The organism is Polaromonas sp. CG_9.7, from assembly GCF_015752205.1.
Taxonomy (GTDB): domain Bacteria; phylum Pseudomonadota; class Gammaproteobacteria; order Burkholderiales; family Burkholderiaceae_C; genus Polaromonas.
Map to the genome: position 1 here is coordinate 62,293 of NZ_JADOVG010000016.1, position 22,470 is coordinate 84,762.

Annotated in this window: 21 protein-coding genes and 2 riboswitches; of the genes, 3 read left to right on the forward strand and 18 right to left on the reverse strand. The window is 64.8% G+C overall.

The window, feature by feature from the left end:
* Window positions 1-184: 184 nt before the first annotated feature.
* Entirely contained in the window at window positions 185-1,627 is a 1,443-nt protein-coding gene (gene gtfA / locus IWX87_RS15335) for a sucrose phosphorylase (RefSeq protein ID WP_196864399.1), read from the reverse strand.
* Here gtfA and IWX87_RS15340 point away from each other — a divergent pair.
* Window positions 1,626-1,841 (forward strand): hypothetical protein, encoded by a 216-nt coding sequence (locus tag IWX87_RS15340; RefSeq protein ID WP_196864400.1) that lies wholly within the window; start codon window positions 1,626-1,628, stop codon window positions 1,839-1,841. The two genes, gtfA and IWX87_RS15340, sit on opposite strands and share 2 nt — an antisense overlap.
* 35 nt (window positions 1,842-1,876) lie before the next feature.
* Here IWX87_RS15340 and alr read toward each other — a convergent pair whose 3' ends face one another.
* Entirely contained in the window at window positions 1,877-2,971 is a 1,095-nt protein-coding gene (alr, locus tag IWX87_RS15345) for an alanine racemase (RefSeq protein ID WP_196864401.1), read from the reverse strand.
* Window positions 2,972-3,202: 231 nt separating this feature from the next.
* Between alr and lplT the strand changes: the two genes are divergently transcribed.
* Together lplT and IWX87_RS15355 are read left to right on the forward strand one after the other, a co-directional pair.
* Complete coding sequence (gene lplT, locus IWX87_RS15350; RefSeq protein ID WP_196864402.1) at window positions 3,203-4,483, forward strand: lysophospholipid transporter LplT; 1,281 nt, start codon at window positions 3,203-3,205, stop codon at window positions 4,481-4,483.
* Window positions 4,483-5,391: a DMT family transporter gene (locus tag IWX87_RS15355; RefSeq protein WP_196864403.1), complete on the forward strand. Its 909-nt coding sequence runs from the start codon at window positions 4,483-4,485 to the stop codon at window positions 5,389-5,391. Before lplT ends, IWX87_RS15355 begins: the two co-directional genes overlap by 1 nt.
* A 2-nt stretch (window positions 5,392-5,393) precedes the next feature.
* On the opposite strand, the gene atzF is transcribed toward IWX87_RS15355, so the two are convergent.
* From atzF to IWX87_RS15430, 16 genes are all read right to left on the reverse strand, one after another.
* Window positions 5,394-7,220 (reverse strand): allophanate hydrolase, encoded by a 1,827-nt coding sequence (gene atzF, locus IWX87_RS15360; RefSeq protein ID WP_196864404.1) that lies wholly within the window; start codon window positions 7,218-7,220, stop codon window positions 5,394-5,396.
* Between the two features lie 30 nt (window positions 7,221-7,250).
* The gene (uca, locus tag IWX87_RS15365; protein WP_196864421.1) at window positions 7,251-10,877 is read right to left on the reverse strand and encodes an urea carboxylase; all 3,627 of its coding nucleotides are present in this window, start codon (window positions 10,875-10,877) and stop codon (window positions 7,251-7,253) included.
* Window positions 10,878-10,948: 71 nt separating this feature from the next.
* On the reverse strand, window positions 10,949-11,599 hold the full coding sequence (locus IWX87_RS15370) for an urea amidolyase associated protein UAAP2 (protein WP_196864405.1): 651 nt from the start codon (window positions 11,597-11,599) through the stop codon (window positions 10,949-10,951).
* A gap of 56 nt (window positions 11,600-11,655) precedes the next feature.
* Window positions 11,656-12,438, reverse strand: coding sequence for an urea amidolyase associated protein UAAP1 (locus IWX87_RS15375; RefSeq protein WP_196864406.1), 783 nt, complete (start codon window positions 12,436-12,438; stop codon window positions 11,656-11,658).
* Window positions 12,439-12,484: 46 nt separating this feature from the next.
* Entirely contained in the window at window positions 12,485-13,321 is an 837-nt protein-coding gene (locus IWX87_RS15380) for an ABC transporter ATP-binding protein (protein ID WP_196864407.1), read from the reverse strand.
* Between the two features lie 4 nt (window positions 13,322-13,325).
* Window positions 13,326-14,144 carry an ABC transporter permease gene (locus IWX87_RS15385; RefSeq protein WP_231374830.1) on the reverse strand — a complete coding sequence of 273 codons (819 nt, stop codon included), beginning with the start codon at window positions 14,142-14,144 and terminating at the stop codon, window positions 13,326-13,328.
* Between the two features lie 56 nt (window positions 14,145-14,200).
* A riboswitch (guanidine-I (ykkC/yxkD leader) is annotated at window positions 14,201-14,307 on the reverse strand.
* A 218-nt stretch (window positions 14,308-14,525) separates the two neighbouring features.
* A complete protein-coding gene (locus tag IWX87_RS15390; RefSeq protein WP_196864408.1) occupies window positions 14,526-15,353 on the reverse strand; it encodes a hypothetical protein in 828 nt (275 codons plus the stop codon).
* Window positions 15,350-16,156, reverse strand: coding sequence for an N-acyl homoserine lactonase family protein (locus IWX87_RS15395; RefSeq protein ID WP_196864409.1), 807 nt, complete (start codon window positions 16,154-16,156; stop codon window positions 15,350-15,352). Before IWX87_RS15395 ends, IWX87_RS15390 begins: the two co-directional genes overlap by 4 nt.
* On the reverse strand, window positions 16,153-16,332 hold the full coding sequence (locus tag IWX87_RS19910; RefSeq protein WP_348535214.1) for a hypothetical protein: 180 nt from the start codon (window positions 16,330-16,332) through the stop codon (window positions 16,153-16,155). Before IWX87_RS19910 ends, IWX87_RS15395 begins: the two co-directional genes overlap by 4 nt.
* Window positions 16,248-16,829: an isochorismatase family cysteine hydrolase gene (locus IWX87_RS20065; protein WP_280757251.1), complete on the reverse strand. Its 582-nt coding sequence runs from the start codon at window positions 16,827-16,829 to the stop codon at window positions 16,248-16,250. The genes IWX87_RS19910 and IWX87_RS20065 overlap by 85 nt, the downstream gene beginning before the upstream one ends.
* 13 nt (window positions 16,830-16,842) lie before the next feature.
* The gene (locus tag IWX87_RS15405; RefSeq protein WP_196864410.1) at window positions 16,843-17,607 is read right to left on the reverse strand and encodes a creatininase; all 765 of its coding nucleotides are present in this window, start codon (window positions 17,605-17,607) and stop codon (window positions 16,843-16,845) included.
* Window positions 17,604-18,527 carry a DMT family transporter gene (locus IWX87_RS15410; RefSeq protein WP_196864411.1) on the reverse strand — a complete coding sequence of 308 codons (924 nt, stop codon included), beginning with the start codon at window positions 18,525-18,527 and terminating at the stop codon, window positions 17,604-17,606. Before IWX87_RS15410 ends, IWX87_RS15405 begins: the two co-directional genes overlap by 4 nt.
* Before the next feature lie 17 nt (window positions 18,528-18,544).
* Window positions 18,545-19,309: an SDR family NAD(P)-dependent oxidoreductase gene (locus IWX87_RS15415; protein WP_196864412.1), complete on the reverse strand. Its 765-nt coding sequence runs from the start codon at window positions 19,307-19,309 to the stop codon at window positions 18,545-18,547.
* The gene (locus IWX87_RS15420; RefSeq protein ID WP_280757253.1) at window positions 19,309-20,097 is read right to left on the reverse strand and encodes an SDR family oxidoreductase; all 789 of its coding nucleotides are present in this window, start codon (window positions 20,095-20,097) and stop codon (window positions 19,309-19,311) included. Before IWX87_RS15420 ends, IWX87_RS15415 begins: the two co-directional genes overlap by 1 nt.
* 1 nt (window position 20,098) lies before the next feature.
* Window positions 20,099-21,130: a fatty acid desaturase gene (locus tag IWX87_RS15425; protein WP_196864413.1), complete on the reverse strand. Its 1,032-nt coding sequence runs from the start codon at window positions 21,128-21,130 to the stop codon at window positions 20,099-20,101.
* A gap of 57 nt (window positions 21,131-21,187) precedes the next feature.
* Entirely contained in the window at window positions 21,188-22,225 is a 1,038-nt protein-coding gene (locus tag IWX87_RS15430) for an ABC transporter substrate-binding protein (RefSeq protein WP_196864414.1), read from the reverse strand.
* Between the two features lie 54 nt (window positions 22,226-22,279).
* Window positions 22,280-22,390, reverse strand: a riboswitch (guanidine-I (ykkC/yxkD leader).
* Between the last annotated feature and the right edge of the window lie 80 nt (window positions 22,391-22,470).

The window sequence follows — 22,470 nt, forward strand, 5'->3', positions numbered from 1 at the left end:
AATACAGAGCAACCAAAGCGCAAGGATTTCCCGTCAGCCGCCTGGCTTGGCGGCAGCACGCTGCAGCACCGCCCGGCTGCAGCGCCTGGCCGTCATGGACGGTGATATTGCGAAAGCCGACCCTGCGCTGGAGCCATCGGCCAGCGCAGCCTGTCTCCAGCCGGCTTGTGCAGGCCGTGCCGGCTCAGCAGCTCATCGAGAGCCGGCGCTTGGACTTCACGTCCACGTAATTGATCGTGGACTTCTTGAATTTCAGGTCCACGAACAGGTCGCAGCTGAATTCGCCGTTGCGCCAGCACATGGCCACGCTGCTTTCGTTGGAATACATCAGGTGAAACACGCCGTCGAATGCCGGATGGCTGCTGCGAAACGCCATGAGTTTGAGCAGCCGCCGCACGACAGGCGTCTTGACGGCCTCGTCGACCTCGTCCAGCGTGTAGAAGTGCCGGTTGATGTCGCGCAGCTCGCCGGTGGCTTCCATCAGTTCATGGTCGTTGCTGCCGGCCAGCAGACCGACGTAGTACACCTGCGGAATGCCGGGCGCAAAGAACTGGATGGCGCGCGCGGCGATGTAGGCGTCGTCGTTGCGCTTGAGCGCGTCGTAGTAGGTACAGGTCAGCTGGTAAATCGCGCCCACGCTGTGCACGTTGGCGGCCGAGCGGCGAAGGATGGGGTCGGCGCTGCGCTGGCTGACGTTGTCGATCACCGCCTGGATCTCGGTCTTGGGCAAGACGCCTTCCACGTCCGGAATGCAGATGCCGTCGTGCGTGTCCAGCACCGTGAGCTGGTTGCGCGGGCACATGCGCAGCCATTGCTTGAGGTAGACGCTGTTGGCGTCGAACAGTGAATACAGCAGCAGCGGCGCCAGCGCAAAACCGTAGGGGTGCATGCCGTGCAGCGCAATCGCATACTGGAAGCTGGCGTGGTCGTGCACTTCGGGCAGCGTCTCGGCGCCGTTCTCGCGGGCCACGCCATCGACCCACTTGAGGATGTCGTACACGTCGGGCTCGACCAGAAAGCAGCTGGTGCCGATTTCCTTGGTGGTGTAGCCAAACGCATCCAGGCGGAACAGCTTGACGCCGCGTTCCGCCAGAAACTTCATGTAGTCCTCCATCAGCGCGTAGGTCTTGGGCGAGCGGTAGTTCAGGTCGATCTGGTGCTCGGTGAAAGTGCACCAGACCCGGCCGGTCGTGCCGTCGCCAAAGGTGACTTCGCGAAACGGCTCTTTTTCCTTGCGGATGTGGATGCGGGCCAGATCATCGGGCGAGATCGGCCCGAGCTTGTCGACATGGACGAACAGGTCGGCATGCTCGGAGTCGTAGCCCTTGGCCTGGAAATCCCTGAATTCTTCGGATTTGTCGGAAATGTGGTTGAGCGTCAGGTCCAGGCACAGGTCGAAGCGGCTGGAGATTTTCTCGATGTCGGCCCAGCTGCCGTACTTGGGATCAATCTCTTTGTGCGTCAGCGGCGAAAACCCGCCATCGGCGTTCGACGGGTAAGGCGGCAGGATGTGAACGCCGCCAATGACATGCGAAAAATGCTTGTCGATAACCTTGTACAGGTCGGCAAGGTTGTTGCCCATGCGGTCTGGGTAGGCGATCAGCTGGATCTGGTTGCGTAGTGTCATGTCGAGAATTGCTCCTGTTGAAAGCCTGTCGCCGGATACCGGCAGGCCAGTGAAAAGGAAGGGGGATGCCGGTTTGCAGCAGGCTGGGGCAGCACATGTTGAAACCATGCCATGGCGGCAGGACGGCACCGGCGAGAACATCGGCACCGCGGCGGATACCCCTGAAAAACAGACGGGCGTGAAACGCCCGGATGCTTTCAGCATGACGGTTTAAGAGAAACCTTTCACATGCCAGTTCTTTTTCGCCCGTCAGTCAGCGACAGTCGGCACGCGCGCGGCCAGCGCGCACATCAGCTCATAACCGACCGTGCCGGCCGAACGCGCCACGTCATCGATCGGCAGCACGGCGCCGCTGCTGGCGCAGCCCCAGAGCGTGACCTCTGAACCCACGCCGGCCTGCGGCACGGGCGTGAGGTCGACGGTGATCATGTCCATGCTGACGCGCCCGACCATGCGGCATCGCACCCCGCCCACCAGCACGGGGGTTCCGGTGACGCAGTGGCGCGGATAGCCGTCGGCGTAGCCGCAGGCCACCACGCCGATGCGCATCGGCCCTTCGGCGACAAAACTCGAACCGTAGCCGACCGTGTCGCCGGCTACCAGTTGCTGCAGGCCGATCAGGCGGGAAGACAGCGTCATCGTCGGCTGCAGGCCCCAGTCGGCTGCGCTGTGCGCGGGAAAGTCGGGCGCACTGCCATACAGCACGATGCCGGGCCGGACCCAGTCGGAGCAGCCGGACAGTGCCTCGCCGTGACGCAGGATGGCCGCGCTGTTGCTGAGCGTGCGTTCGCCTGGCAGGTCGTGCGTCACGGCGTTGAAGGCCTGCAGCTGCGCGTCAATGCCTTTGGGCCCGTCGGCATCAGGGAAATGCTGCATCAGCGAGATTTCCTCGACCTGCGGCAGCGCATTCAGCCGCGTCCAGGCGGCGCGAAAGCGCTCGGGCCTGAAACCCAGCCGGTTCATGCCGGTGTTCATTTTCAGGAAGACGCGGTGCGGCAGCTGCGACTTGTGCGCGGCCAGCCGGTCAATCTGCTCATTGCAGTGGATGGTGTGCCACAGCCCCAGGCGCGAGCACAGCTCCAGGTCACGCGCGTCAAAGCAGCCTTCGAGCAGCAAGATGGGGCCACGCCAGTCGAGCGCGCGCAGACGCTGCGCCTCGGCCAGGTCCAGCAGCGCAAATCCGTCGGCGCTGCGCAGCGCGTCAAAAACACGCTCGATGCCATGGCCGTAGGCATTCGCCTTGACAACGGCCCAGACGCGGGAATCCGGCGCGGCAGCGCGCACCCGCGCAAGATTGTGACTGAGGGCGGCGGTGTGGACGGTGGCAAGAATGGGACGTGGCATGGCGCAATGAAAGTGGTTAAGAACAGGAATGGGTGGCAAAAACTGACAAAGACACGCAAAGGGCGGGCAGGTCCGGGCGGATGCAGTCAGGGCTTGCATCACACGGCGGGCCGCCCTTCATTTTGACATCTGGCCCCCATGCTATAAACAGCGATATTTTGGAGACATTCACCCCCTATCTTGAGACACCGGACCCACCGGTGCATTTTTTGCGGTGATCAATACAGTTCAATGAAGCGCGGTTTTTACACCATCATGGCAGCCCAGTTTTTCAGTTCGCTGGCTGACAACGCGCTATTCGTAGCGGCTGTAGAACTCCTCAAAACCAGTGGGGCTCCCAAATGGCAACCGGCCGCGCTGGTGCCGATGTTTGCGCTTTTCTACGTCATTCTGGCGCCGTTTGTCGGCGCCTACGCCGACGCCCGGCCCAAGGGAAACGTCATGTTTGCCAGCAATGCCATCAAGGTCGTCGGCTGCCTGATGATGCTGTTCGGCTCGCACCCGCTGCTGGCTTATGCCATTGTCGGACTGGGCGCAGCCGCCTATTCGCCTGCCAAGTACGGCATCCTGACCGAACTGCTGCCAGCTTCGCAGCTGGTGAAAGCCAACGGCTGGATTGAAGGCCTGACCATCGCGTCGATCATCCTGGGCGTGCTGCTGGGCGGCCAACTGGTGGGCCATGCCGTCTCCAGCCATCTGCTGGCGATTGATATTCCGCTTATCAACACCGGCATCGACACCGCGCCCGAAGCGGCCATCAGCCTGCTGATCTTGCTGTATGCGATTGCCGCCTGGTTCAACCTGCGCATCCCCGACACCGGTGTCGAGATGCGTCCCATGCCGCGCAACAAGCTCGAGCTGCTGCCTGATTTCTGGAACTGCAATTCGGCACTCTGGCACGACAAGCTGGGCCAGATTTCCCTGGCCACCACGACGCTGTTCTGGGGGGTGTCAGGCAACCTGCGCTACATCGTGCTGGCCTGGAGCGCAGCAGCGCTGGGCTACAGCACCACGCAGGCGTCGTCGCTGGTGGGCGTGGTGGCGATCGGCACGGCGGTCGGTGCCATTCTGGCGTCAATGCGCATGCAGCTGGAGCATGCCACCAAGGTCATGCCGCTGGGAATTGCCATGGGCCTGCTGGTGATCGGCATGAACTTCATCGACAACGTCTGGGTGGCCGCGCCCTTCCTGATTTTGCTGGGCGGCCTGGGCGGCTTCCTGGTGGTGCCGATGAACGCGCTGTTGCAGCACCGGGGGCACAACCTGATGGGCGCCGGCCGCTCGATTGCCGTGCAGAACTTTAACGAGCAGGCTTGCATCCTGAGCCTGGGCGCAGGCTACAGCCTGTCCACCGGCCTGGGCCTGTCAGCCTTTGGCGCGATCACCGGCTTCGGTGTCGTGGTGGCCGGCTTCATGTGGCTGATCCAGCGCTGGCACAAGAGCAACACCATCAAGCACAAGGTGCAGCTTGATCACCTGATGAGCATTGCCCGCAGCGACAAGTCGCATTAATGGCTGGCTCGAATCCGGCCCGCGTCACGCAAGGGCGGGCGGCCACGCTGGCGGCCTGCGCGCTGGTGTTGAACGCTTTCGTCTGGGGCGTTTCGTGGTGGCCGTTTCGCCAATTGCAGGGCCATGGCGTGCACCCCCTGTGGGCGACGGCCTTCATCTTTGTCTTTTCACTGCTGTGTCTGCTGGCGGTCAGACCCGGCGCTTGGCGCGGCTTTTTACAGCATCCGATGCTGTGGCTGCTGCTGGCCGCCTCCGGGTTGACCAATCTGGGGTTCAACTGGGCCGTCACGACGGGCGACGTGGTGCGCGTCGTGCTGCTGTTTTACCTGATGCCGGCCTGGGTGGTATTGCTGGCCTGGCCCATGTTGGGGGAAAAGCCGGGCGCCGGCTCACTGCTGCGGCTCGCACTGGCCCTGGCCGGACTGGTCGTGGTGCTGAAGACACCCGCATCGCCTTGGCCCGTGCCCGAGAGCCTGGCGGACTGGCTGGCCATCATGGGCGGCTTCACCTTTGCACTGACCAACATCTTGCTCCGCCAGCTCAACCACACGCCCGGCGAATCACGCATCCTGGCGATGTTTGGCGGCGGGGCGCTCATGGCGACCGGAACGGCGGCCATTGGGACGGGTCTGGGCCTGATGGCGGCACCGCCCGCGCCCGGCGTTGCCTGGATTGGCGTTACCGTGCTCCTCAGCCTGGCATTTCTGGCCGGAAACCTGGCATTGCAGTACGGCGCCTCGCGCCTGCGCGCGAGCACCACCTCGCTCATCATGCTGTCGGAGGTGGTGTTTGCCAGCGCCTCATCGGTCCTGCTCGGCGCAGGCGAATTGTCACCGCGCACGCTGTTCGGCGGCGGCCTGATCCTGCTGGCCGTCCTGCTCGCCACCGGTTCATCCCAGACAGACTGAGCTCACGCCAGGCTGCCCAGATAGCGGCGCCATCCGCCGAAGTGGGTGATGTCCTGTCCCTGCGCAGCGGCATGCGCCTCGCAGACAAAGCCCTGCACCGGGCTGCCGTCCTCCAGTGCCACCGTCCCGATGCCCAGGGGAGCGGGAATGCCGGCCACAAAAGAGCCAAATTCGCTTGCGGGCAGTTCCCATACTTCCATCTCGATGGCGGAGCCGCCCGCATCAACCCGCAGCATGCCGGGTCGCTGGGGCGGGCCGCCGGGCAGCGCAAACAGCTTGTAGCAGGGGGCGCTGCGCACCTCCCGCACGAGTCGGGCGCCGCGTTGCGTCAATTGCCCGTTCAGCGGCAGGCCGCTCAGATGCGCGCCGCAGACCGCCACCCGGACCAGGCCGGACGCAAATTGCAGGCCGTCCGGCAGGGCGCTGGCCAGGCAGTGCGGCGCATGCGGCATGGCGCCCACCGTGGACACGGTGCGCGCGTGCAGGCGTGCCGCCAGCGATAGCAGGGGCAGGTCCTGGCCGGCAGGCGCGACCAATGTCACGCCCCAGGGCATGCCCGCCATGGCGTCAGACATGAAGCCGGTCGGCACGGCAACCGCAGCCAGGTCGAGCAGGTTCACATAGTTGGTGTAGTGGCCCAGGTTGGAATTGAGCCGGATGGGGTCGGCCTGCACCGCATCGATGGTGTAGATGGTGCTGGCTGTGGGCGTGACCAGGCAGTCGATGTCTTGCCAGACCGGCCGGGTCTGCCGCTGGAGTTCCTTCAGGCGGTAAAGCGCCGCAAAGGTCTCCGGTGCTGAAATCTGCGCGCCCTTCTCGGTGATGGCGCGCGTGACAGGATGCAGCGCTTCTGGTTGCGCCTCGATAAAGGAGCGGATGGCCTGGTAACGCTCGGCCACCCAGGGGCCTTCATAGAGCAGGGTCGCGACGGCGCGAAACGGCGTGAGATCGACCTCCACCGGCGTGCCGCCCAGCGCCTGCAAGTGGGCGACCGCCTGGGCGAACTGCGCAGGGCCGTCGGGGTTGCCGTGAAACTCAAGGTCGGCCGGGCGTGGCACGCCGAACCGGAAACTGCTGGCCGCGCCAAAGTCATGGCCGTAAGGCGGCAGGTCGCGCGAATACGCATCCAGCGGATCCTCGCCCTGCGCCACCCCCAGCACCGTGGCGGCATCACCTGCGGTCAGCGCGAACACCGACACCACATCGAGCGTGCGGCAGGCCGGCACCACGCCCGTGGCGGGAATCCGGCCGCAGGTCGGCTTGAGACCGACCAGATTGTTGAACATGGCCGGCACGCGGCCCGAGCCGGCGGTGTCGGTGCCCAGCGAAAAGCTCGCCAGACCGAGCGCGACCGAAACGGCTGAGCCAGCGGAGGACCCGCCCGACACATAGTCCGGGTTCAGGCTGTTGCGGCAGGCGCCATACGGCGAGCGCACCCCCACCAGGCCGGTGGCAAACTGGTCAAGATTGGTCTTGCCGACCGGGATGGCCCCGGCCTTGATCAGGCGCTGCACCACGGTGGCGCTGGCCTGGGGCGTATAGGCAAACGCCGGGCAGGCGGCCGTGGTGGGAATGCCTGCCAGGTCGATGTTGTCCTTGATGGCAAACGGAATGCCGTACAGCGGCAAGGTCTTCGGATCGCGCCCGTCCAGGGCCGCGGCATGGGCGCGCATTTCATCGAGCGTCAGGCGGCGAATCCAGACATGCCGGTCCAGGGCGGCGTCTTCTGCGCGCATCTGCGCATCGAGCTGCTCCACCAGTTGCGCGGGTGTCAGGCTGCCATCGAGGTAGCGGGCCCGCAGGGCGGGAATTGAAAGATCAAGTCGCATCGTCATTTCCTTGTTCAACACATCAGCACATCAGCACATCAACACCAGCGGCTGGCCTGCCGTCACGGACTGGCCCTCCACGCACAGCAGCTGCTCGATACGGCCAGCGCAATGGGCATGCACGGTGATTTCCATTTTCATGGACTCGATCACCAGCAGCGCCTGCCCGGCCGTCACGTCAGCGCCCACCGCCACCAGCACAGACCACACGCCGCCCGCAACCTGGGACGCCACCACTTCGCCTTCAAAGGCCTGGGCAGCGGCCGCCTGGGCCTCTGCCTCTGCGGCGCTGCCGGCATCGGGCGCCTCGGACACGCCCGCAAGACGCCAGCGCTCGCGCTCGGCCTCGAACGCCGCCTGCTGCCCTTGTTTGAAGTCCCTGATCGATGCATCGTTTTCGCGCAGGAAACGCTGGTAATCCGAGAGGCGGAAAACGCCTTCGTCGATCCGCAGCGCGGCACGCCCCGCCACGAACTCCTTGCGGTAGGCCAGCAGTTCCTCGGCACCCATGGGGTAGAAACGGATCTGGTCGAAAAACCGCAGCAGCCAAGGCTTGCCTTCCTGAAAATCACGCGTCACCCGCCAGCGATTCCACATCTGCACCGTGCGGCCGACGAACTGGTAGCCGCCCGGGCCTTCCATCCCATAGACGCACATATAGGCGCCGCCGATACCGACGGCGTTTTCCGGCGTCCAGGTGCGGGCCGGGTTGTACTTGGTGGTCACCAGCCGGTGCCGGGGGTCCAGCGGTGTGGCGACCGGCGCGCCCAGGTACACATCACCCAGGCCCAGCACCATGTAGCTGGCGTCGAACACAATGTCATACACCGCCTGGATGTCGGGCAGGCCGTTGATGCGGCGGATAAACTCGATATTGCTCGGGCACCAGGGCGCATCGGCGCTGACCGACTGCATGTATTTTTCAATCGCCAGCTTGGTGGCCGGGTCGTCCCAGGACAGCGGCAGCCAGACGGTGCGGCTCGGCACCTCGATGTCATCGGCCGCCGCCAGTCCGGCCTGGGCCTGCAGCAGCTGGTCCATCAGGGCCGGCAGCGGCAACTGCAGCGCGTCGTAATGCACCTGCAGCGAGCGGATACCCGGCGTCAGGTCGATCACGCCGCGCAGTTGGCCTTCGTCGCGCCAGTCCTGCAGGCGCGTCATCAGGGCATGTACCAGGAAGCGCAGCGTCAGGTCCAGCTGGAGCTCACCGAACTCGATCAGCACATAGGCGTCGCCGGCGCGCCGGTACACCACCTCGACGCCGTTTTCCTTGGCGGGCGAACGGTGCAGCACCGCGCCGTCCAGGGGCTGGCTTTGCGCCGAAACCGTCACCACCCGCTCGGCCTCTGCGGCCGCCGGCACGGTCAGCGCCGCATGTTGGGCACGCGCCAGTTCGGCCGCCTCCTGTTGACGCAAGGGCTTGAACCGCACGGTATTGCCGGGCGACAACTGGCCCAGCTTCCACAGTTCAGCCTGCACGACGGTGGCCGGGCAGACAAAGCCGCCCAGGCTCGGACCGTCAGGCCCGAGGATCACCGGCATGTCGCCGGTGAAGTCGATCGCGCCGATGGCGTAAGCGTTGTCGTGGATGTTCGAAGGGTGCAGACCGGCCTCCCCGCCATCGCGTCGGGCCCAGGCCGGCTTCGGACCGATCAGCCGAACGCCGGTGCGGCTGGAGTTGTAATGCACCTGCCAGTCGGTGGCAAAGAACATTTCCATATCTTCCGGCGTGAAGAAGTCGGGGGCGGCATGCGGCCCGACCAGTACGCCGATATCCCAGTGCGCGCCGAACACCGGTGTCAAGGCCGCCGCTGTATCAGCCTCCATGACGGGCAAGCCGGCGGTCTGGCCCGGATGCAGCACATCACCGGCACGCAACACCCGGCCGCCATGGCCGCCGAACTGGCCCAACGTGAAGGTCGACCGGCTGCCCAGGTAAACCGGCACATCAAGGCCGCCGCTCACCGCCAGATAGGCCCGGCAGCCCGTGCCCGTGACACGGCCGACGCGCAGCGTCTGACCAGCCTGCACCCCCAGCGCCCGGCCCATGGGCACGGACGCACCGTCCAGCAGCAACTCGATAGGCGCGCCGGTGACAGCGATCTGCCGCGCGCTGCGAAAGCTCAGAGTCGGCCCGGCGACCGTGATTTCCAGCGCCGCCGCGCCCTCGGGATTGCCCAGCAGCCGGTTGGCCAGCCGCAGCGCCAGTCCGTCCATCGGCCCGGAGGGGGGCACCCCCACATCCCAGTAGCCGAGCCGGCCCGGCCAGTCCTGCACCGAGGTTTGCACGCCCGGGCTGAGCACATCAATCGCCTCGCTGGGTGCCGCGAAACCGGCCAGGCTTTGCGTCGTGTGCCGCCCTTGCAAAAAGGGCGCAAAGCGCATCAGGGCGCGCAGGTAGTCAAGATTGGACTCCAGCCCCGCGATGCGGGTCTGGCCCAGGGCCTGGTCCAGCCTGGCCAGCGCCTGCTCGCGGTCGTCGCCATGCGCGATCAGCTTGGCCAGCATCGGGTCGTAATGCGCGCTGACCTCGGTGCCGCGTTCAATCCAGGTGTCCACCCGCAGGTCGTTCGGAAAATACACCTCGGTCAGCAGTCCGGTCGAGGGCTGGAAATTCTTGGCCGGATCCTCGGCATACAGGCGCGCCTGCACCGCATGGCCGCGCGGCACCACCGCCAGCGTGTGCAGGGGCGGCATGTCCCCGGCGGCCAGGCGGACCATCCATTCCACCAGGTCCACGCCGGTGACGGCCTCGGTCACCCCGTGCTCGACCTGCAGGCGTGCATTGACTTCGAGAAAGAAGAATTCCTGCGTGGCGGCATCGACGACGAACTCGACGGTGCCGGCCGACCGGTAGCAGGCGGTGCGGGCCAGCTTGCGCGCCGTTTCCAGCAGGGCTTGGCGCACCTCCTCGCGCAGGTTGGGCGCCGGCGTTTCCTCGACCACCTTCTGGTTGCGACGCTGCAAAGAACAATCGCGCTCGCCCAGCGCCAGCACGCCACCCGCGCCGTCACCGAAAATCTGCACCTCGATGTGGCGGGCGTCGGTGATGAAGCGCTCCAGGAACACGCCGGCATCGGAAAAGTTGGCTTGCGCCAGCCGCTTGACCGAATCGAAAGCAGCGCGAAGTTCTTCGGCATGGCGGCACATCTGCATGCCGATGCCGCCGCCGCCCGCACTGCTCTTGAGCATCACCGGATAGCCGATGGTTTGCGCCTGCGCCAGCGCGTCGTCCAGGCCGGACAGCAGGCCGGTGCCGGGCAGCAGGGGCACGCCGGCCTGCGTCGCCAGCGCGCGCGCCGTGTGCTTGAGGCCAAAGACCCGCATCTGTTGCGGCGTGGGGCCGATAAAGGCCAACCCGGCGGCTTCGCAGGCCTCGACAAAACCGGCATTTTCCGAAAGAAAACCGTAGCCAGGATGGATGGCTTGCGCGCCGCTGGCCAGCGCCGCCTCGATGATGCGCTGCATCGCCAGGTAGCTGCCGCTGACGGCCGCCGGGCCAATGCAAACCGCTTCATCGGCTGCGGCCACATGGGCCGAATCGGCATCGGCTTCGGAATAGATCGCCACGGCGCCCACACCCATGCGGCGCAGGGTGCGGATGATGCGGCAGGCAATCGCACCCCGGTTGGCAACAAGAACTTTTTTGAACATGATCGGCTCACGGCAAGCGGCAGGTCGTCCTGCCAGTCAGGAAGGGGCGCCGGTCGTCCGGCACCCGGAAGTTGTTAAGCGGCGTCCCAGACCAGGCAGCGTACCGGCGTGGGGTTGTAGGCATTGCACGGGTTGTTGAGCTGCGGGCAGTTCGACACCAGCACGATCACGTCCGTCTCGGCACGCATCTCGACATACTTGCCGGGCGCGGAGATGCCGTCCTCGAAAGTCAGACCGCCGTTTGGGGTGACCGGCACGTTCATGAAGAAATTGATGTTGGAGGCCATGTCGCGCTTGTGCAGTCCGTACGGGTTGTGCGCGATGGCCGCCATGAAGTTGTCGCGGCAGCTGTGCATGGCGCGTTTTTCCAGGGCGTAGCGCACGGTATTGCTTTCGCACGAGCAGGCGCCGCCCAGCGTGTCGTGGCGGCCGCAGGTGTCGGCCACAATGGTCAGCAGGGGCCGGCCTTCGCTCGACATGAGGACGGAGCCCAGGCCCAGGTAGAGCGCACCCTGTGCCTGAATGGTGTGCGTCAGGCTGTAGTGCTCTTCGGGGTCGTCGGCGTTGAAGAACAGCGTATCGACGGCCTGGTTGCCTTCGAGATCGACAATGCGAAAAATCTGGCCCTTGCTGAGCCGCTGCATCCATGGCTCGCCGGCGGGAATGGTTTCGTCCAGGGTGGCCTGTGCGGGATCGAGTGCGCTGGCCTGAATGGTGGCAGACATGGTGGGATTCCTTGGAATGATGGATCGAAAGCGAAAGCAGTGGCCGACGTGCTGGTTTAAAGAAACCAGCGCTCGGTGTTGATGAAACCCCGGTCGTTTTCCGGGCATGACAGCCGGCACACATCCTGGGCGCCCGCCGTGCCGGAGCGCCAGGCCGTGAGCTTGACCGCGCCCGGGGCATAGACCGGCGCCGGATCGAGCGGATGCGGCGCTGCGGAAAGCACCACCAACACATTCATCTCGAAACGCAGATCGACATGCTGGTCTGGCTGCCGGTGGGCCGTCTCGAAATGCAGCTTGCCGCCCTGATCGGCGCTCACCTTGCTGAAGAAATTGACATTGGCGCCCACATCGCGCCGGCCCAGGCCCCATTTGTTCAACTCCACCAGCAACCCATCCAGACCGCTGCGGTACATGCCGTTGCGGTGTTCCTGGTAGCGCGCCTGGCCGTACTTTTTTTCCAGGCTGGCCGCGTCGAGCACGCCGCTGAAGGTGTCGTGCCAGCCGCAGCTGTCTTCGGGAATCGAGCACAGGATGCGTCCCATGTCCGAGTAGCAGGCATGACCACTTGTGAGAAAAGCCGTGTGCTGTGCCTTGAGCGTGTCAGGCATGTTGTAACGCTCGGTCTTTTCTTCCTGGTTGAAAAACAGCGCCGAGACATTGGCGCAGCCCTGCAGGTCGGAGAGTCGCAGCGTATTGCCGCGGCGCAGCACGCCCGACCAGTGGCAGCCGCCGGGCAGTGTTTCCTCCCACAGCACCCGCTCGGGCGCAAAGGTGGTGGATATATCGGGCACCGCTGCGCGGGCCAGCGCAGGCAAATTGGCAAAAGTGGTTGACATGGCTTGATCGCTTGTAAAGAAAGAGGGGATAACGGGGGCAATGACCTCAGGCTGAAGTGCCTTGCAGGTTGAGCTGGTCAAGCCTGTCCAGGTCGGTGGTGATGCCGGTGCTCTGCCGGATGCGCGCCAGGATCTCGGCACGCAGTTCGCGAAACGGCGCCGTGTGTTTCATCTCCTGGGTGCGCTGGGCCGGCAGCGGTACCGCGAACGTGCTGTGGATGCGTCCGGGGCGCGGCTGCATCAGCACCACGCGCTGGCCCAGGTAGATGGCTTCTTCCACGTCGTGGGTGACAAAGATGATGGTGGTTTTTTCAACCCGGTGAATGTGCAGGATCAGGTCATGCATGACCTCGCGCGTCTGCGCGTCCAGGGCGCCGAAAGGCTCATCCATCAGCAAGATCGAAGGCCGGCCCATCAGGGCCCGGGCAATCGCCACCCGCTGCTGCATGCCGCCCGACAACTGGTTCGGATAGGCCGAACTCACCTTGCTCAGGCCGATCAGGTTCAGCAGCGCATCGGCGCGCCCGGAGGCGGCTTCCACGTCGGAGGACGTCAGATTTTCCCGGTTGACCTTGAGTTGGCGGCTGAACTTGATGTTGTCGATAACGCTGAGCCAGGGATACAGGCTGTAGTGCTGGAACACCATGGCGCGGTCTGCGCCCGGGCTGTTGATCGACTGGCCATCGCACAGCACCTCGCCGCTGGTGCGGTATTCGAGCCCGGCAAGAATCCGCAACAAAGTCGATTTGCCGCAGCCCGACGCCCCCACGAGCGTGACGAACTCGTTGTCTTCAATGCTGAGGTTCACGTCCTGCAGCGCGGGGATCTGGCCGGCGGCGGCAGCGAATATCTTGCCGACATTTTTGATGTTGACTTTGGACATGGTTTTAGCCTCTCGCCTGTGACCAGGGGAACAGACGGCGATGCAGCCAGCGAAAGCCCTGGTCGATCAACAGGCCAATCACCCCGATCAAAATGATTCCGCCAAAAATCGTGTCGGTCTTCAGGTAGCGTTGCGCCTTCAAAATGGCATAACCCAAGCCGGAATTGGCAGCCACCAGCTCGGCCACCACCAGGTAGGTCCAGGCCCAGCCCATCGTGATGCGCAGCGTGTCGAGCATCGCCGGCTTGGCCGATTGCGACAGCACCAGGCGGATCATTTCGTAGCGCGTTGCGCCCATCGTGAGGGCCGCTTCGATCTGCGCCATCGGCACCTGCCGGACGTTCTCGGCCACCATCAGCACCATCTGGAAAAATGTGCCGATGAAGATGATGGATATCTTGGCGCTTTCACCAATGCCCAGCCACAGCATGACCAGGGGAATGAAGGCCACGGCCGGCATATAGCGGATGAAATCGGTCAGGGGTTCGAGCAGGGCCTCGACTGGGCGGAAGGCCCCGATCAGCAGACCCAGCGGCAAGGCCAATGCAGCTGACAACAAAAAGCCAGCAGCGACCCGGTAGATGCTTATCGCAGCATCCCCCATCAGGTCATCCTCGAGCAGCCAGGTCACCATGCGGGTGAACACGTTCAATGGCCCGGGCAGGAACATCGGGTCAACCCAGCCCGAGGCAGAAAGGGCCGCCCAGGCGGCGAAGGGAAGCAACAGCCCCAGCGCGGCAAACATCCAGTACTGCCGTCGGGATAGATGACCCGCGATGCGCCAGATGCCCGGGCGCGCGGGTGGCAAAAATTTTTCGGACAATGCGGGCTCCAGAAGTTGAAGGAAAAAGCCAAGAGAGGACGGCGATACACACCATCTCCTCCCGGGCTTTTATCCCTCCGTGGAGCCGCATGAATGCGGCCGACAGCTCTCGGACCAGACAGCGCCATTCGACATGGCGCCCGGAACCCTAGCGGTCTGACAAGTAAAGTGGCGCTGTAATCAGCACGACACCTCTCTTGCAAGACAATAAGCAAATTCAATGCCAGATTTCTGGCATCAGGGTCAACCTGTCGCGATGCAACAGCCGTCATCTGGGCCATTCGCCTTGTTGAACATCAAGTGATGTGCACCAAATCAGGGAAAACGCACTCCCATGAGGCCTATTCCGGGCCATCGCCCTTTTCTGGCAGATTCCAGGGCCTAAATGCTTGAATCTGTGCAGTCCCACTCAATGACCTGCCAGGGTAAGGTTGAAAAATCGCCCTCGATTCGCGCCTGAAATTCGGACTCGTGGTGCAACCGGCAAGGCAGGCTGCGGCCTTCGAGTTCAGGCAGCGTGGAATGCTCGATCGTCCAGCGGCCGGCGTCAAGGCGGCCAAAGGAGATTTCAAAATCCAGTATCTCGCGGGCCATATCAGGATGCCGGGCAACAACATCGGCCAGCGATGGCTCCGTTTCTCTGTCAGGCGACAAGGCCAGGCGCCGGGGACGAACACGCATCAGATAACGGCCCGCCACCAGCACCCTTTCGGCATTGTCCTGCCCTGTTTCGTCCAGGCCGGCCAGCACAATGGACCGGCCGGTGGAACCGGGCAGGCGCTCCCAGACCTCGAGATACGACGCATGCAGGCCCGTTTCAATCACACGATCAGGCCCGTCAAAGAGCATCACGCCAGCATCCGCCGCCTCCCGTGCCGGCTGAAAGTCGCTCAGGCGGTGCCAGGTGCAGACTTCTCCTGCCGCCTGCTGCCGGACTTGGGTCATGCCGCAAAATCCCTGCTGGGCGGCAAGCCTGAGCGCCAGTGGCTGTCCGGGCTGCGCACCTGGCGCCTGTGCGGTCACGGGCCGGGCCATCAGGGGAATGCGCAGGTCGGCATGCCAGACACTGGTCTGCAGCCAGCGTACAAAACTGCGGTCGTCGCGCACCCCCGGTGCTTCCAGCAGCGTGCGTGCCCAAACACCGCGGTAGCGGTCCGGCACGGCAGACCCGCCGGCGCCTGGCAAGACGCCGGTTTGAACCGCGCTCATTCGCAGGCCATCGGAAAGACCGGCAGCGAACGGTAAAACGCCATGTCGTGGTTGGGCCAGATGCGGGCGCCGGTCTCAACGGCCAGCGCCTTCAGCTTGCGGATGCTGTCCACGGCCTGCTGTTCGCGGGCCTGCCACAAGGTACCAGGCGCCACCTCGTCATCGAGGTTTTCCTGCAGATCGGCGGCATCGCCGGCCAGCAGCACCGGCGGCCCCTTGGGGAGTTCGACCAGCATCGACATGTGGCCGACGGTGTGCCCCGGCGAGGCCACCGCATGCACGCCGGGCAGCAGCGTGTACTCGCCCTGCCTGAGCCTGAACTGCAGCGGCGCGCCGGCCTCGTCCTGCAGGTCGTCGGCAAAGACCGCCCGGTCGGCGCCGCTGCGCGCCACCGCCATTTCATCGCGCTGCACATGAATCTCCGCTCCGCAGCCGCAGCGCCGCAAGTCCTTGAGCCCGCCGGCATGGTCGAAATGCAGGTGGCCAATGAAAATCACATCGACATCGGCTGGCGTAAGCCCCAGGCGCGCCAGATGGCGGGGAATGCGCTGCTCATCACGCATCTCCGGCGCGCCGAACTCGAACACCGCCGGGTCGTAGTAACGGGCACTTGCCAACGGGTCGTTGATCTTGGCATGGTCGCAACCCACGTCGTAAAGGATGCGTCCGTTGGCCGTTTCAATCAGGTAGGCCAGGATGGGCGCTTCAATCTGCTGGCCGCGGCCGCGGTTGAAGGTCGAGATGGACTTGTCGTAGCGATGCGTTGCGGTCAGTAAGGGCCATAATTTTTTGACTTGGGTCATGGGATCTCTTTGTGGCTGGGCGCGCCGCGTAGCGCTTGCAGCAATTGATCGGTGGTGGCCACACGGCCGAAAATCCCGCCCTCGACGCCGATCATTGCCAGCGCCGGCGCCTGCAAGGCGGGATCGCTCGCGGCAGTGGCATCGGCCACGGTGACGCAGGCATAGCCCCGGTCCACCGCTTCGCGCAGCGTCGAATGCACGCACACCTCGGGGTGACGCCGCAGACAATCAGTTGGCGAATGCAGCGGTTCGTTAACAGCTGCGCCAGCCCGGTCTGGTAGAACGCGCCGTAGCCGGGCTTGTCAATCACCGCTTCACCTGTGGCCGGCTGCAACTCGTCAATGAAGTCATGCCCGTATTCGCCGCGCACCAGCAGCCGGCCCATGGGCCCAACGCTGCCGATGGGCGCGCCGGCCTGCCGGCTGCGCTGCATTTTTTCGGCCGGGCAATCGGACAGGTCGGGCAGGTGACCTTCTCGCGTGTGCACGACCAGCAGGCCCGCGCCCCGCGCGGCGTCGAGCAGCCGGCGGATCTGACCGATGGGCCCGGCCAGCCGCGCCACATCGAGCCCGGCGCGCGCCGCGTAGCCGTGCGGACTGCAAAAATCGCGCTGCATGTCGATCACCAGCAGCGCCGTGTCGGCGACTTCAATCGTCCAGGCAAGAGGTTTCACGGCCAGCCCGATTTCAGCGAAAGCCGGTGGCAATGGCCTGGGCGATGCGCGCCGAAACTTCCTGCGCCAGCAGCCGGCCCTTGGCCGCGTCCGCGCCACGCGCCGACGACAGCACGCCCGATGGCGGCACCCAGTCGCTGCGCGCAGGGTAGATGTCGTAGGGCGGAAAATCGGCCGGTCCGTCGTCGGGAATCAGGTCCAGCCGCACCAGCGACGGGTGGTAGTGCAGCATCATGGAGGTTTCCATCACGGCCGCATGCTCCAGCGCAAAACCCGGGAAGCCTTCGGGAAAAACATGCGTCAGCGTTGCAGGGGTCATGAAATCCCAGTATTCCAGCCGCATGACCTCCAGCGTGGCGCCGGGCCCGACATCGCGCAAACCCAGGTCGATGCCTTCGATGAGGAACCACTGGTTTTCATAATGTCCGTTGAGTACCACCAGCCGGTTGACGCCGTGGCGGGCAAACTCGCGCACGGCGTCGCGCACCGAGCCGATGAGGGTGGCCGCGTCCACACTGGTGGTGCCGCAGAAATGCTGGCCGCCGCCGCACTTGGGCTGGGATTTGTAGCCATACGACAAGGTAGGCGCCACCAGGCCGCCGACCCGGACGGCGGCGTCAAAGGCCACGGCGGCCGACAGCAGCGCATCCGTGCCCAGCGGCAGGTGCGGGCCGTGCTGCTCCAGCGCGCCGACCGGCAGGAAAACCGGGGGCTTGTCCCCGGTCATGCGGGCCTGGTAATCGACCCAGGACAATTCGTTCATCCAGACGGTGCTCATGTTGACTCCTTTGGAACAGTGACAAGTGGCAGGCCGGGCTCGCCGGCGTCGGTGGCTTCGACCAGCGCGGCCAGGGCAATCAGGGCGCCGCCCAGCCATTCAACAGGCGACATCTGTTCGCTGCCCAGCCAGGTCGCACTGAGCACGGCCACCAGCAATTCGGCCACCATGACGATGCCGGCGCGGCCGCTTTCCAGATGGGTCACGCCGTACTGCCAGGTGGCCGTGGCCAGCAGCAGCCAGACAAAGCCATAGGCCAGCACGGCCAGTAAAACCGGTGCCGACACGGCCGGCACGGCAGCGCCCTGCCCGAGCACGGCGGCCAGCGCCAGCACGCTGCAGCCCAGGAACACGGCCACCGTCTTGGAACGCAGCGGAATCGCCTGCGCCGCGCGCGCAATCAGGTTGTTGCCCGCAAACGCGAGGCCCGCCGACAAGGCCAGCCAGTCGGCCGTGCTCAGCGGCGACTGCAAGGCGCGGACACCGCCAATCACGAACCACAAACCGGTCAGCGCCAGCGCGACCGCGATGATGCGCCGGCGACGCACCCGCTCGCCCAGGAACAGCCAGCCGCCCAGGACGGACCAGACCGGCGACAGGTAGAACAAAAACATCACGCGCACCACGTCGCCCAGCATCAGCGCGTAGACAAAAGACGTGTTGGCCCAGCCCCCCACCAGCGCCAGCGCCAGCAGCAGGCCGGTTTGCGAACGCCAGGCAGCCCGCTCGCGCCACAGCAGCATGAAGGTGCACAGGCTGACCAGGCCATAGGCCAGCAGCGAGAGCACCGGGCCGGACAGGCCCATCGCCACAAACTGCTTGAGCGGCCACCAGGACAACCCCCAGAGCGACGAGGAAAACAGCAGCACGGCCACCGGCCAGGCGGCAGGTCGGGGTGAAACGGATAGAGACGGCGTCACGGCGTGGTCAATCCGGTTCAGCCCATGACCGAGCCGCCATTGGGGCCGAGCACCTGGCCACAGTAAAAGCGCGACAGGTCAGAGGCCAGAAACAGCGCGGTGGCGGCAATCTCGTCCGGCTCGGCAATGCGCCGCTGGGGGATGTCCAACTCCTTGGCGAGCCACTGCGGGCTCATGGCGTCGAGCGACATCATGGCCGTGTTGACCGGCCCCGGTGCAATCGCATTGACACGGATCGCCGGGGCGAACTCGCGCGCCAGCGCCCGCGTCAGGCCGATCACGCCGGCCTTGGCGGCGCAGTAGGGCGCGTAGTGTTCGCGCCCCAGCACGGCCAGGTCAGAGGCGATGTTGATGATGACGCCGTGCCCCTGCGCCTCCATGCCAGGAAAAAAGGCGCGCGCGGTCAGGAACACCGACTTCAGGTCGACGGCCAGCATGCGGTCCCAGTCGTCCTCTGTGGTGTCGAGAAATGGTTTTTCCTGGATGATGCCGGCGTTGTTGACAAGCACGTCGACGGTGCCGCAACGCTGCGCGGCCTGTGCCGCCAGACCGGCCACATCGGCCGACCGGCTGACATCGGCCTCGATCGCCCAGGCCTGGGCGCCCAGGCTGTGGATCTCGCGCACGAGTGCGGCGGCCTCGTCAGCCCGCCCCAGATGGTTGACCAGCACGGCCGCGCCGGCCTGCGCAAAGGCCAGCGCGATGGCGCGCCCGATACCGCTGCTGGCCCCGGTCACCAGCGCGGTGCGGCCGGACAGGGACAGCTCGAACGCCGCAGTCATCAGCCCATCACCTCGCCGTTGCTCACCACGATGGCCTGGCCGGTCAGCGGCGCCGCATCGACGCTGGCCAGGAAGAGATAGATTCCGGCAATGTCAGCTGGCGCCAGCATGGCCGGCAGGGCCTGCCGGGACAGCAGTTCGCGCTCGATCTCGGCTTCGCTGCGGCCTTGCTGCTGCGCCATGCTGGCCAGCGAGCGCAGGGCGGCATCGGTGCGGATCCAGCCCGGACAGACCGCATTGACGCGGATGCCGCGCGCTGCGAGCTCAAAGGCCAGCGACCGCGTCAGGCCGATCACCGCGTGCTTGCTGGCCACATAGGCCGAAAAGTCGGCCACGCCGGTCTTGCCCCAGATTGACGACTGGTTGATGACGCTGGCCCCGGCGGGCATCAGCGGCAGCAGCGCGCGCGTCAGGCGCACCATGCTGACCACGTTGTTGTCCAGCAAACCGGCCCAGCGCGCCATCGCGTCGGGCGCGCTGCTGTCGATCGGTGTCGGGTATTCGCTGCCGGCATTGTTGATGAGCACATCGACGCGCGCGCCTTGCGCCTGCAACTGCGAAGCCAGCATGGAAACCTGCGCGTCGTCGCCCAGGTCGCACACGGCCGTGCTGACCTTGTTTGGCGCGGCCAGCGCATCGGCAAGGCGCAGCAGGCTGTCTGCCTCGCGGTCCAGCAGCATCAGGCTGGCGCCCTGGGCGGCAAACGCGTGCGCCAGCGCACGGCCAATGCCGCCGCCTGCACCGGTCAGCACCACGGTTTTGCCCTCCAGGGCATAGCACGGTGCCACGCTAGACCGCCGTCAGGAAAGACACGCCAACGGCGCCCAGAAAACCATGCGTGCGTCCGCTTGCGCCCGGGGCCTGGATGTGGCCGTAGTCGCTGGCCAGCACGCGCTTGACGCGATTGACGTGAAAACTGTGCAGCAGCTCACGCACCGTGACGACCTGCGCGTAACTGTCGGGATAAAGCTCGCGGTGAAAAGCCGGCAGGCGGTGCCAGGGCGCCGTGGGCCGCTCGTGGTGCGCGTTGTGAAAGCCAAAGTTCAGCCAGACCAGGTTGAGCCATTTGCTGTTCAGGCCCACGATGTCGCTGTAGGTGTTGGCTTGCTCGTAGGCGCGGTCGCGCAGTTTGTCGCCAGGCACCGGCTGGTCGTCCAGAATCGGATAGGCGTCGTAGGTGTGCTGAAAACAGTCGGCAAAGCGCAGCACGGTGACAAACACCAGGTAAGCCGCGAAGTACAGCAGCAGCGCCTTGACCGACCACCAGCCCAGCGCCGCCAGCAGGCTCAGGCGAACGGCGGCGATGGCCAGCACGCGCCCGCGCGCCGCATGCCGGCGCTCGTCACGAAAAGGCAGCACCACGACAAAGGCCCGCATCAGGAACTCCACGGCCGGAAAATAAGCCCATTCCAGCGCCAGCACGCCGTTTCGCAGCCAGGCCGGCGCGCGCAGCAGGAAGCCGCGCACATCGAAGGTAATCACATCGGCCCTCTCCACATGGTGGCGCATGTGCTTGCGCCGCATGTCGGCAAATGTGGCATAGCAGCTGCCGTTGATCCAGCTCATCACGGTGCCCCAGCGCTGGTTGGCAGCCGGCGTCTTGAAGATGGCCTGATGGGCAAATTCATGAATGAAATAGGCCGACCAGACCAGGGTCTGCGCGACCAGCAAAAAGCCCAGGGCGTTCAGGCCCCAGTTCGGCTGGCCCAGCAGCGCCACACCGGCGCCGTAGCCCAGCAGCGTCAGGGCCAGAGCGGCCACATTGGGCCAGACCCCTTCGGGATAGCGGAAAACCTGCTTCATGATGCAACCTTTTTTCATGGTGCGGTCCCGCGGTGCCCGTCCGCGGGGACGCGCACAGCGAACGCCCGCAGGGATTTACTTCTTGGTCAGCGCGGTGACGAACTGCGCGTCGAACGTGGTTTCGATCGGCGGCACTGCGGTGATCTGGCCCTTGGCTTTGAGCAACTGGCCGATGATCTCGCCGCTGGCGAAATACGAGGTGGTTTCCTTGGCCTTGACGAAAGCCTTGGGCATTTCGGCCAGCGGGATGTTGTACACGCCAAGGAGTTGTTCCTTGACTTCCTTGGCCGAGACGCCCATGAACTTGCCGATGATCCTGGCCGACTCATCGGGCTTGGCTTTCATGTAGGCCAGGCCGTCCAGGTAGGCCTTCATGATGCCGGCAATTTCCGCCGGTTTGGCCTTGATGGCCTTGTCGTCAAACACCAGCACGTCGGCAATCAGACCGGGGGCATTTCTGGATGAAAACACCACCTTGAACTTCTTGCCGTCGCCCTGGCCGAGAATCTGCGACAAGCTGGGCTCGTAGGTCACGCCGATGGGCATCTGGCCCGAGGCCATCGCGGCCGGTACGCCCTCGGGCGTCATGTTGACCGCCACGATGTCCTTGTCGGTCATGCCGTTCGTCTTGAGCGCATAAGACAGCAGAAAGTCCGATGGCGACAGGGGATTGAAGCCCACCTTCTTGCCCTTGAAGTCGGTCACTTTGGTGATGCTGCTCTCCGCCACAATGGCGTCGCCACCGTTGGAATAGTCAATCGGCATCACCACCTTTTGCGCCTTGCCGCCGGCCACCTGGCCGACCACCTGGTCATAGGTCAGCATGGCGCCGTCCAGCGCGCCCGACGCCATGGCCGACGGAATCAGGGCCGGATCGTTAAAGACCTGCAGCGACACCTTGAGGTTGTATTTTTTGTACAAATCGAGCGCGTCAGCCACATAAAAAGGGCCGTACCCGATCCAGACCACAGTGCCAATTTTCATGCTCGCCGGGCCGGCGGCGAATGCCGATGCCGCCGCCAGGGCAACCGCCAGACCCAGTGCAGGCTTGAACAGACGACCGAGCAACGACGGCGCAGCGTTGCGTGAAGAAGAAAAACCGGATGATGTCATGACGAGGCTCCTGAAGGTGAGGGACGGGCGCAGGAAAATACGATTGGTACATCGTTCTCCCGGGCTTTTATCCCTCCGTGGAGCCTCTTGCGAGGCCGGGGCACTCTCGGACCAGACATCGGCCGAATTGATCCTTCGGCGACCGGAACCCTAGTAGACAGTCAACCTGATTCGTTGTCTGCGTGCGGATAGACCCAAGCCATTTTTTGGCGTGCCTTGCTTAAGTTGAATTGCCAGCGTATTGG